Origin of the sequence: Trinickia diaoshuihuensis (assembly GCF_003390925.1) — a bacterium.
GTDB lineage: Bacteria > Pseudomonadota > Gammaproteobacteria > Burkholderiales > Burkholderiaceae > Trinickia > Trinickia diaoshuihuensis.
Genome location: NZ_QUBS01000086.1, coordinates 14,517 through 25,997 on the forward strand (window position 1 = coordinate 14,517; position 11,481 = coordinate 25,997).

At 62.3% G+C, this 11,481-nt stretch carries 10 protein-coding genes; 9 read left to right on the plus strand and 1 reads right to left on the minus strand.

The window, feature by feature from the left end; genetic code table 11:
• Positions 1–140 precede the first annotated feature (140 nt).
• From DXT59_RS24040 to DXT59_RS24060, 5 genes are all read left to right on the plus strand, one after another.
• Positions 141–1,301: an iron-containing alcohol dehydrogenase gene (locus DXT59_RS24040; protein ID WP_116139925.1), complete on the plus strand. Its 1,161-nt coding sequence runs from the start codon at positions 141–143 to the stop codon at positions 1,299–1,301.
• Positions 1,302–1,484: 183 nt separating this feature from the next.
• Positions 1,485–1,760, plus strand: coding sequence for a hypothetical protein (locus DXT59_RS24045; RefSeq protein WP_162878227.1), 276 nt, complete (start codon positions 1,485–1,487; stop codon positions 1,758–1,760).
• A 13-nt stretch (positions 1,761–1,773) separates the two neighbouring features.
• A complete protein-coding gene (locus tag DXT59_RS24050; protein WP_116139930.1) occupies positions 1,774–3,417 on the plus strand; it encodes a DUF2334 domain-containing protein in 1,644 nt (547 codons plus the stop codon).
• 131 nt (positions 3,418–3,548) lie between these two features.
• Positions 3,549–5,273: a phospholipase D-like domain-containing protein gene (locus tag DXT59_RS24055; RefSeq protein WP_116139932.1), complete on the plus strand. Its 1,725-nt coding sequence runs from the start codon at positions 3,549–3,551 to the stop codon at positions 5,271–5,273.
• Between the two features lie 32 nt (positions 5,274–5,305).
• Positions 5,306–5,875 carry a hypothetical protein gene (locus DXT59_RS24060; protein ID WP_116139934.1) on the plus strand — a complete coding sequence of 190 codons (570 nt, stop codon included), beginning with the start codon at positions 5,306–5,308 and terminating at the stop codon, positions 5,873–5,875.
• A gap of 25 nt (positions 5,876–5,900) precedes the next feature.
• On the opposite strand, the gene murI is transcribed toward DXT59_RS24060, so the two are convergent.
• Positions 5,901–6,749: a glutamate racemase gene (murI, locus tag DXT59_RS24065; RefSeq protein WP_240324646.1), complete on the minus strand. Its 849-nt coding sequence runs from the start codon at positions 6,747–6,749 to the stop codon at positions 5,901–5,903.
• Positions 6,750–6,972: 223 nt separating this feature from the next.
• On the opposite strand from murI, the gene DXT59_RS24070 reads away from it, so the two are divergent.
• The 4 genes from DXT59_RS24070 to DXT59_RS24085 all read left to right on the plus strand — a co-directional run bounded on the left by DXT59_RS24070 (position 6,973) and on the right by DXT59_RS24085 (position 11,433).
• The gene (locus tag DXT59_RS24070) at positions 6,973–7,782 is read left to right on the plus strand and encodes an alpha/beta fold hydrolase (RefSeq protein WP_116139939.1); all 810 of its coding nucleotides are present in this window, start codon (positions 6,973–6,975) and stop codon (positions 7,780–7,782) included.
• A gap of 139 nt (positions 7,783–7,921) precedes the next feature.
• Positions 7,922–8,362 carry a type II secretion system minor pseudopilin GspI gene (gene gspI, locus DXT59_RS24075; protein WP_116140097.1) on the plus strand — a complete coding sequence of 147 codons (441 nt, stop codon included), beginning with the start codon at positions 7,922–7,924 and terminating at the stop codon, positions 8,360–8,362.
• Positions 8,346–9,008, plus strand: coding sequence for a PulJ/GspJ family protein (locus tag DXT59_RS24080; protein ID WP_116139941.1), 663 nt, complete (start codon positions 8,346–8,348; stop codon positions 9,006–9,008). The genes gspI and DXT59_RS24080 overlap by 17 nt, the downstream gene beginning before the upstream one ends.
• A 202-nt stretch (positions 9,009–9,210) precedes the next feature.
• Positions 9,211–11,433 (plus strand): tetratricopeptide repeat protein, encoded by a 2,223-nt coding sequence (locus DXT59_RS24085; protein ID WP_116140099.1) that lies wholly within the window; start codon positions 9,211–9,213, stop codon positions 11,431–11,433.
• Positions 11,434–11,481: the final 48 nt, after the last annotated feature.

Genomic DNA, 11,481 nt, shown 5'->3' on the forward strand with positions numbered 1-11,481 from the left:
CGACCGGAACTAACCCTCGCTATCGTTCGGCTCTTTGGTCGAAGCGATGCCGATGCTCGGCTCTCCTATCGTCGTGCGCGCCAGGCATACAATGCCTGGCTAAAGCGATACGCGAACCGAACCTTCGACGGAGACGATCCATGGCCGACGCATTTCGTTTTCAAACCGTTCCTACGCTCGTCGTGGAGTTCGGCACCGCGCGGCGCCTGGGCGCGTTGTTGCGCGAGCGCTATCCCACGCTCGAGCGCGCGTGTCTCGTGACCGACGGTTTCCTTCATCGCAGCGGCCTGCTTGCCCCCGCGCTCGCCGATTTGTCGGCGAACGGGTGGCACGTCACGGTGCTCGATCAGGTCGTGGCGGATCCTCCCGAACACGTGGTGCTCGAGGCAGCCGGCGCCGCGCGCGAGGCACGGGCGCAGATCGTCGTCGGGCTCGGCGGCGGATCGTCGATGGACGTGGCCAAGCTCATTGCCGTATTGCTCGACTCGCGGCAGACGCTCGGCGAGATGTATGGCGTCAATCGCGTCGAAGGCGCGCGTACGCCCCTCGTGCAAATTCCGACGACGGCGGGCACGGGTTCCGAGGTCACGGCCGTATCCATCGTGACCGTTGGCGATGCGACCAAGATGGGCGTCGTGGCGCCGCAACTGATCGCCGATCTCGCGATTCTCGATGCTGAGCTGACGTTGGGGCTCCCCTCTCCGGTCACGGCGGCGACCGGCATCGATGCGATGGTGCACGCGATCGAAGCGTACACGTCGGCCCGCTTGAAGAACCCGATTTCCGACATGCTGGCCGTCCGCGCGTTGCAACTGTTGTCGAGCCATCTATTGAGCGCATGCCGCGATGGTCAGGACCGCGCGGCACGCGAAGCGATGCTGCTCGGGGCGACGTTCGCGGGGCAGGCATTCGCCAATGCGCCCGTTGCGGCCGTGCACGCGCTCGCTTATCCGATCGGCGGCATCTATCACGTGCCGCACGGCCTATCGAACGCGCTCGTGTTGCCCCACGTTTTGAAGTTCAACGCGCCGGTGGCTGCGCCGCTTTATGCGCAATTGGCAACGGCGATCGTACCCGGCGCGGCGGGTACGCAGGAAGAAAAAACCGCTGCGTTCATCGAGCATATCGAGCATCTGATCGCCGAGACACATATCGCCTCGACGTTGCGCGAGGTCGGCATTCCGAGCGACGGATTGGAGCGCATGGCTAAGGACGCGATGCTTCAGCAGCGGCTGCTGGTCAACAACCCCAGGCCCGTGACCGAAGCCGACGCGTTGGCCATCTATCGCGCGGCGTATTGACGCCGAGCGCTCCGAACGCTTTGTGCTTGCGCGCACATTAAGTTTCGCGCGCAAGCATTACGATCGGCTTAAGTCGCGCAATCCCCCATTGCGCGTGCGGCCCCCAGTGCGTTGTTCGAACGTGCGCGTCTATCGCGCGGGTTCGACGCGCGCCTTCGATCGTGCCATCCATCGGAGCCTTTCGTGAAAGTCAGTCAACTCGCTATTCATGCGATGCCGGCCATTTGCGCTCTTGCGTTGACCGCGGGCGTCCAAGCGGCCGACGCACCGACGCCGAACAACCCCGTGGCAACCGAACATCGTCATGTGACACCCCCGCCCAGACCCACGGTCGTGACCGAGATCGAGCCCGGTATTCCCGGCTCCGTCCGGGAGACCACCGAGCAAGGAAAGGGCCGGGCCCGAGGCTTCGACACGCGGCGGCACCGTTTGCCGAGCGGCGAATACATCCGCAAATAAATGGGAGGCCGTCATGAAACGTTTCTTCCTGGCATGCGTATTGGCGATCGGCTTGATGACCTCGCCATGGTCCGGTACTGCGTATGCGCAGTCCACGACGGCGAAAGTGCTCGTTCTATACGACGCACCGCCCAACGATCCCTACACTAAGCTCGGGTTTGCCTATGCCATCATGCTGCGCAACTTGCTCGGGCATTTCAATACGGACGTGACGCTGGCGCCCGTATCGACCTATACGGCCGGCAGTGTCGAGAACTACCAGGCCGCGTTCTACCTCGGCAGTTACTTCGACAACGCGATCCCTTCGGCTTTTTTGACGGACGTGGCCAAAACGAGCAAGACCGTCGTGTGGTTCAAGTACAACCTCTGGCAGCTTGCTTGGGACTCGAGCTACGGCTTCAGCGCGCGTTATGGGTTCACGTTCACGGGGCTGCGCGGATTATCGGCCGCTCCGTCCAGTTCGAATCCTTCGCCGGATTTCTTCGATACGGTCGTGTACAAGAACATGAACATGGTCAAGTACTACGCCTATAACGCGAGTACGGGCACGATCAGCGCGGATCCGGACATCGGTGTCACGTCGGTAGCCGACGCGACGAAAGCCAGCGCGCTCGTGACGATCAAAGACAGCCAAACAGGCGAGCAGGCGCCTTACGTCATGCGCGCGGGCAACCTCTGGTATTTCGCCGATTTGCCGTTCTCGTATATCGGTCCGCGCGATCGGTATCTCGTGCTGTGCGATTTGCTGCACGACATTCTCGGGACCAACCAACCGGTCTTGCACCGCGCTCTCGTACGGCTCGAGGACGTCAATGCACTGACGACGACGAGCTCGATGAAGTCGCTGACCGACTACCTCTACAGCAAGCAGATTCCGTTTTCGATCGCGACGATCCCGCTCTATGAAGATCCGCTGGGCGCGTACAACGGCGGCGTTGCGTTGACGATTCATCTCAGCCAAGCCACGGGCCTGAAGCAGTCGTTGGACTACGCGCTGGCGCGCGGCGGAAAGGTACTCATGCACGGCTATACGCATCAGTACAATTCGACGCCGAACATCGACAACGCGGTGAGCGGCAACGATTACGAGTTTTGGCTTGCCACGCAGAATCGGCCGGTCGACGAAGACTCGCAGCAATGGGCGAGCAACCGTCTCAGTGCGGGGCTCCAGGAGTTCTCGTCGAACGGATATACGCCGTTCGCGTGGGAGGCGCCGCATTACCAATCGTCGCCGCTCGCGATGAAAGCGGTGCCGCCGCTGTTCAAGAGCACCTATCAGCGCGCGGTCTACTACACGTCCGACACGCCGAATCTGAATTCGACGGCGCCCAATCACGACTATTCAGTCGGGCAATTCTTTCCGTACATCATCAACAGCGATTATTACGGACAGCGGATCATTCCGGAAAACCTCGGCAATATCGAGTACAACATTTGTTCCATCGATCCGTTCTCGTGCCTCTCCTATACCTGGAACGACATCTATACGAACGCGCAATACGCGCTGGTCGTGCGTGACGGTTTCGCCTCGTTCTTTTTCCATCCGTTCTGGCTCGAACCTGATCTAAAAACGCCAGGCCTCCAGGATTTCCAGAGCCTAGTGCAAGGGATCAGCGGGCTAGGCTTTACGTGGGTGGCGGCGGACACGGCGCAATAACATCGGCTGGGACGGCGGCGCCGTCCTCGCATTCAAAGCGTTATCAAAGGTTCACGCTCGACCCCATCGATTTGTACTATCCTCGTTCCACCGGTTTCATCAGTTTTTTTCGAAACGGGAACGGGGGTGCGATGGGGAACGTTTTCAGCGCGACGGCTTCATCGCGCGGATTTACCGTCAAAGCATATTCGGGCGATCGCTGCGCGATGCTCGCATTCGATCTCGCCGATCATTTGACCGATCGCCTCGCGGGCTTTGCGATACGCCGCAAACCCGCGGACGGCGGAGCATGGACCTGGCTCGGCAATCGCCTGTCGTTCGAAGGCGACTACACGAGCGGGGGCGGGAAGTTTTTTCCGTCCAATACGGCGCCTTTCCAGAAATTTCGGTGGCTCGATTTTCCGGCCGGCGACGTGCAGGGCGCCTTCTGTTACGAAGTGGTCGTCAAACGGTTCGTACAAGGCAAGTCCACCCAGTTGGAAGACGATCAAACGGTGCAGGTCACCCTCGACGTCGGGCCATTCGTCGCGGGTGCGATCGAAGTCGCCTTCACGCGCGGTTATCTTTCGTCGCAGGCGTATGCCGACGAGTTCGGCAATAAGCCGTTCGAGCCGAGCCTGCCGGCCGGTCAGTGGAGGTTCGACTGGGCGCCGTACGAAACGCAATGGGCTTGGCTCGGCGCGCATGCGCGCACGGCGATCGAGGGCTTCCTGACGGAGTGCTACGAAGACCCGCGCGCGAGCGTCGATGCGTTCGTCTACGACCTGAACGAACCTGCGATCGTTACGGCGTTTATCAAACTCGCGAGCATGGGCAAGCTGCGCATGCTGGCCGACGATGCCAAGCTCCATGAAACGGGCACGGCCGCGGCGCAGGCGTTCGCCGATATTCAATCGGCCGCGACCGAGGCGAGTCGAAGCGGTTTCAAGCGCGGCAAGTTCAAGCGCTATCAACACAACAAAGTGCTGATCAAGCGCGTGGACGGCGTTGCGCAGAAGGTGCTGACCGGATCGACGAATTATTCGATTACGGGGCTTTACGTGAACGCGAACCATGTCTTCATATTCGACGACGCCGCGCTGGCCGCCGAATACGCGCAAGCGTTCGACACCGCGCTCAAGGATGGCTTACAGGCGGCGGACTTCTACGAACAACCCATTTCGATGCGCGAATTCCCAATCGAGCAACCGGGAATGCCGCCTATCGTGGTGTCGTTCGCGCCGCATCGGGACGCGCAGGTCGGCCTCGGGCGCTTGTTGAAAGCAATCGACGGGGCCGACAGTTCGGTGATCTTTGCGGTCATGGATTTGAACGGCACGGGGCAGGTGCTCAAAGCGCTCGCGCAACTGCATACGAACCAGAAGGTGTTTTCGTATGGAATTTCCGATTCGGTGAGCCCCGCCGACGACACGATCGATGGGACGACGGTCTATACGGCGACGTCGAAGGGCGGCGAGCTCGTCTATTCGAAGGCGAACCCTGAACGGTTTCCGCCGCCGTTCTCGATGGAGCGCGAGGTGACGGGGCCTGCCGCCCATATCGTTCATCATAAGTTCGTCGTCGTCGACTTCAACGGCACGAACCCGGTCGTCTTCGGCGGGTCGTCGAACCTCGCGGAAGGCGGTGAAACGTCGAACGGCGATAACCTCGTGGCCATCTACGATCGTTCCATCGCCACTGCATTCGCGATCGAGGGTATCCGGCTTGTCGATCACTACGCCTTCGCCGCCGCCTTGAAGCGAGCCGGGACCAGCCAGCAACCGCTGCGCTTGAAGCTCGACGACGAAAAATGGTGGGCGCGCTATTACACGGCAGGCGACATTCGCGAGAAAGAACGCAAGCTGTTCAGCCGCTGATCGGCTATTGCCAGAAGACAGATGGAGGGCTCATGTCGACCACTAAAATCATGTTGGTTCGTCACGCCGAGAAGCCGGTCGGCAACATAGCGGGTGTCGGTCCGGACGGCACGGCGAACGCGGAAGACTTGATCGTGCAAGGCTGGCAGCGGGCCGGCGCACTGATCGGCCTGTTCGATCCGCCCCCCGGGAAGGGATGCCGAACCGCGCTCGCCACGCCGCAGCATCTATTCGCGGCCGGCGTCGGCAAGCATAGCGAGAGCTTGAGGCCAGAGCATACGATCGCGCCGCTTTCGGCGAAACTCGGGATCGAAACCGATACGCAGTATCTGAAGGGGGACGAGGACAAGCTTGCGGCAGCCGCGATGGCAGCCGGCGGCGTCGTGCTCGTATCGTGGGAACACCAAAACATTCCCAAGATCGCGGAAGCGATCTTGCCGAAGGGACCTTATCCGCGTCACTGGCCCGAAGGCCGTTTCGACGTGGTGTGGGTGTTCGATCGTACGGCGAGCGGCGCGGGATGGGCCTTCTCGCAAGTGCCGCAATTGCTGCTGGCCGGCGATCAGCAGGGGGTCATTCCACTCGATGCGGGCGAGCATTGAGCCGCGCCCTCTCGCTGACGCTTCGCTAGTGCTGGGGTTCGGTCACCGCATGCGCGATCTCGACATAGGACACCGAGGGTCGCATGTCGCTCGCGCGTAGACCGCTGACGACCGCGACCAATGCCTCGCGCTGGTGGGCCGATTGCGCCGTGGAAAAATACTCGATCTCACCGGTCGCGGTGACATCAGCGCGTGCGGCGAGCCCGTGTTCGGCCAACAACGTTTCGACTCTTCGTGCGATCGCCGGGCCCGTCTCGATCAGCCTAAAGCGCTCGCCGAACAGGCGGCGGATCGACGGTGCCAGGAGCGCGTAATGCGTCGAGCCGAGGATGACAGTGTCGGCTTCCGCCTGCGCCATCGGTGCCAGGTAGCGTGTGAGCAGATCGTCGATGACCGCGCCTGCCAGGTTGCCTTGCTCGATTTGCTCGACGAGCCCGTGACCGGCTTGGCAAACGAAACGGCATTGCGTCTCGTGTTCGGCGATCAGAGTCTTGAGCCGTTCGCTGCGCAGCGTGGCCGCCGTCGCTAGGACGCCCACCACGCCGCTGACTGTGGCGAGCGCCGCCGGCTTGATGCCGGGCTCGACACCGACGATCGGAATCGAGAGCGTGTCGCGCAAGTGACGGATGGCATGCGTGGTCGCCGTATTACAGGCGACGACCAGCACTTTCGCGCCGCGCGCCACGAGCCAGTCGGCAATCGCTTTGCTGCGCTGACGGATGAATGCATCGGTTTTTTCGCCGTAGGGCGCATAGCCCGAATCGGCGATATACACCATCGATTCATTCGGCAGCCTCGAACGCATCGCATCGAGGACGGAAAGGCCGCCAAGCCCGGAGTCGAACACGCCGATCGGCGCATCGTGCGTGGTCATGTGCATTCCAAACGTAGAGAAGCAGCGGATCGCGATAGCGCGTAATGATACACAGCTTCGATTGCAACCGTGCCCTGCGCCCTCACGCTACGATTCGATCATTTTGCGATCGACTGACGCTCATAAACGGCCGATTATCAACACTTCGATCTCTGCCTAACATCACTCCTTGGGTTGTACCGGTATGGCTTGCCGGTGATTAACATCGTCGAGGAGTGAAGATATGAACATCGATTCGAACGGCGTACGGATCCACGTGCGCGAGAGCGGCAACGGCCGCGAGGGCAATGTCGCGCTAGTCTTTTTGCACTATTGGGGCGGCTCCTCGCGTACGTGGCGGCCCGTGATCGAGACGTTGGGCGGCGGCTATCGAACCGTTGCGTACGACCACCGTGGCTGGGGAGAATCGGACGCGCCGGCCGACGGCTATGCGATAGGCGATCTGGCCGACGACGCCCAAGCCGTCATCGCCAAGCTCGGTCTCGAGCATTATGTCTTCGTCGGCCATTCGATGGGTGGCAAGGTGGCGCAATGCGTCGCGGCGCGCCGTCCGCCGGGGCTCGCGGGTGTGGTGCTCGTGGCGCCGTCGCCGCCGTTGCCGATGGATGTCAGTGACGAGCAGCGAACCCAGATGGCGCACGCCTACGACTCGCGGGAATCGGTCGAGGCTGTCGTCGACCACGTTTTGACCGCGGGGACGCTCTCGTCTGCATTGCGCGAGCAGGTTATCGCCGATAGCCTCGCGGGCGCGCCGCAGGCGAAAGCGGCCTGGCCGCAATCGGCGATGCGCGAGGATATTTCCGAGGCTGCCAAGCGGATCGACGTGCCCGTTCTCGTCATCGCGGGCGAGCATGACCGCGTCGATCCCCCCGATACGCTGCGCCGTGCGTTGATGCCTTACATCGAACATGCGCGGATGGAAGTGCTGCCCGGCACCGGTCACCTCTCGCCGCTCGAAGCGCCGGCTGCGGTGGCGTCGTTAATCGATGAATTCGCCCAAGCATTAGGCGGTGGCGAGCGCAGTGCGAAATAAGCGGCGCTTCACGGCTAAGGAAATCGAACTCGACGAAACGGTCGGCCGTGATGCTACGCAACATTCGTCACGCGTTTGCAATGGTGGCCGATTAGCGTGACGGCGATTGCTTATCGTCATCGGGAAGCGCGGAGGCGCCATGACAATCAAAAGCCGTTCAATGACGGCGGCTGCGCGGCGAACGACATCGCAACCGGCGGCCCCACGCGTTCCCGCGCGCGGCTTTACGCTGATCGAGGTACTTGTCGCGCTGGCCATCGTCGCGATTGCACTCGGCGCCGTGCTCAAGGCCGTCGGTGCACTCGCGAACGACACCGAACTCGCCCGCGCGCGGTTGCTCGCTCTGTGGAGCGCGGACAACGCGTTGAGTACCTTGCGCATTTCGTCGGCTTGGCCCGAGCTTGGCCGCACGACGTTCGACTGCCCGCAAGGGCGGTATCGCTTCGTCTGCCGGCAGGCGGTGACCGCGCTGGCGAGCCCGCTGGTTCGGCAAGTGTCGATTTCCGTCTATGCGTCGCCGGCAAGCCGCAGCGTGCTCGCCGAACTCGTGACGGTCGTTCAAGATGAAGCGCGGCACTGAGTCGCGCGGCCGGCGCCGCGCGCAAGGATTCACGCTCATCGAGATGCTCGTGGCGATCGCGCTGCTCGCGGTCATCGCGCTGCTTTCTTGGCGTGGCCTTGATTCGACGATCCGGGGCCGCGACGATATCGCCAAAAATCTCGGCGAAACACGGCTGCTTGGCCGGTATTTTTCGCAACTGCAATACGACCTGCTCAATATCGTCACGGCCGACGAAGTTTTCGGGCCGCCGCTACGCATGCGTCCGAACGAACTCGTGCTGATCCGCCACCTGGGCGTCGATGCCGGGCAATCGGAAATACAGATCGTCCGGTATGCGTTGAAAGGGCACCAACTATTGCGGAGCGCGTCGCCGCCGATCGATTCGCTGATCGACCTCGATCATGCGTTGCACAACATGGACGATTTCGCGGGCGTCGTTGCAAGCGATCGCGCGGACACCATGCAGTTTGCGGTATGGCTCGCGCCGAGCGGCTGGACATCGAATCAGACCGCCGTGGAGGCCGCATACGTTCAATATTTGGCACAGCACGGCGTCGGCACGGTGACTTCACATGGCATGCCGTTGCCGCGCGGCATTCGCTTTTCAGTGACAGTGGGCAGCCCGCCTGTCGAGTTCGTGCGCACGATACCCATCGGCCAGTAGCGATGTGTGTGAATACGTAACGGTCGGTACACGAGCGGCGGCGTAAGGCTTCCTCTAGCCCCCCAAAAAATGGTGTGTACCTTTCGTCATACGTTTGTTACGGCGCACCCGTAGTCTCGCCGCGAGGGCCGATGCTACCGGCGGTCGATCGATCTCGATCCGGGCAGTGCGGCTGGCCGAATACTATGAAGAAGAGGCGGACATGGACGTCGAATTCTCAGCCGGTACGGGAGCGGGCGGGCAGAGCGCGGAGACGGGAGTCAAGCGTGCGCCGGGCGCAAAGCTTCTGCGTGCGAGAGACTGGCATGCCGCGGGTCGGCTCGACGAGGCCGAGCGCGAATACGAAGCCGTGCTCGCGCAGACGCCGCACGACGCTCAAGCCATCCATCTTTACGGCGTACTGCGCTATCAGAAAGGCTCGTTCGAAGAGGCGCAGTCGCTGCTCCGGCGCGCGATGCAATTGGCGCCGTCGGCGCGCATGCACTCCGATCTTGGCGCGATGCTGGCCGATCATGGCCGCGCGAACGAAGCGCTCGAACATTTCGATGCGGCGCTGCGTCTCGACGAAACCGATGTCCAAACGCTCGTGCGCCAAGGCAATACGTTGCTTGGGCTCAAACAGTACGCTCGCGCGCTGACCTCGTTCGATCGCGCGCTCGCGGTGTCGCCGCTCGTGCTCGACGCGCTTTGCAATCGCGGCAGCGCGCTGCGTGCGCTGGGGCGGCATCGCGAAGCTCTCGATACCTACGATCGCGCGCTCGTCGTCGATCCTCGATCGTTCGAATCGTGGTTCAACCGCGGACTCGTTTTACGCGAGCTCGAACAAAGCGCCCCGGCATTGGAGTCGTTCGATCGCGCGATTGCGATTCGTCCCGGCAACGCGGCGATGCATTCGGCCCGCGGACAAGCGCTGCTCGAACTCGGACGCGAGACCGAGGCACTCGCCGCGTTCAACGAAGCCATCGCGATCGATCCGGCGTTCGTCGAAGCCGTCTATAACAGCGCCGTGGTATTGGAACGTCTTGGGCGCAACGAAGAAGCGATGGCGCGCTGCGACCGCGTTCTGTCGATCGACCCGCGCCACGCGCGAGCGCTCGCGTGCCGAGGCAACACGCTGCTTCACCTGAAACGCTACGACGCGGCGATTGCAAGCTACGATCAAGCGCTGACCATCGATCCGAAATCGGCCGAAGTCCTCTGCAACAAGGGCACGGCGCTGCGCTATCTGAAGCGCTTCGACGATTCGCTCGCCAACTACGACGCCGCGTTGGCGCTGAACGAAGCCTTCGCTCAAGCGTGGATGAACCGCGGCAGCGTGCTGCAGAACCTGCATCGCTACGACGAGGCACGCGTGTCGTTCGATCGCGCCATGCAGCTTCGGCCCGATCATGCAACGACTTGGTTCAATCGCGGAAATCTGGACTACGAGATGGGCGACCACGACGGCGCGCTATCGGCCTACGATCGTGCGATCGCCATCGATCCCGAGTACGCCGAGGCGCATTTCGCGCGCGCATCGCTCTATCTGGCTCAGGGCGACTTCGAGCGTGGATGGCCCGAATACGAGTGGCGTCTCAAAGACGCGACGCTTGCGCGTCACTACCGCGCTTTCACCCGACCGCTATGGCGTGGAGACGAGCCGCTCGCGGGCAAGACGATCCTTTTGCACGCGGAGCAAGGGTTTGGCGACACGCTTCAGTTCTGCCGTTTCGCGCACGACGTGGCGGCGCTCGGGGCGCGGGTCGTACTCGAAGTTCCCCCGGCGTTGCACGAACTGATGACCTCGCTCGACGTTCCCGCGCAAGTGATCATGCGCGGCGATCCGCTCCCGCCGTTCGACTACCACTGCCCGCTACTGAGCTTGCCGTTTGCACTGCGCGTCGATCCGTTGCGCATGGCGGCGCGCACGCCGTACCTGCACGCCGACCCGCAGCGCGTCGAGGCATGGTCGCAAGTACTGGGCGAGCGCCGCCGGTTGCGAATCGGCATTGCGTGGTCCGGCAATCCCGAGCATCGCAACGATCATAACCGCTCGCTTTCGCTGCAAGCGCTGTCGGCGCTGTTCGACGTCGATGCCGAGTGGATCAGCTTGCAGAAGGGCGTTCGCGAAGACGACGAAGCATGGCTCGACCGTGTACCGCTCAAACGATTCGACGACGACTTCGCCGATTTCGCCGATACGGCGGCGTTGATGGCATCGCTCGATCTCGTCATCGCGGTCGATACGTCCGTGGCGCATCTGGCCGGCGCGCTCGGCCGCGAGGTTTGGATCTTATTGTCCAACCCGCCCGAATGGCGATGGATGCGCGGGCGAGAGGATACGCCTTGGTATCCGGGGGCACGGCTTTTCGTGCAGCCGGCGCCGGGCGATTGGACGCGTGTCATCGAAGCAGTCAAACAAGCGCTGGGCCGGTTGAACGCTTAAGTCGCGGCACTGCCGCTCTCTCGCGCGGCAACAGGGGTTGAACAATGA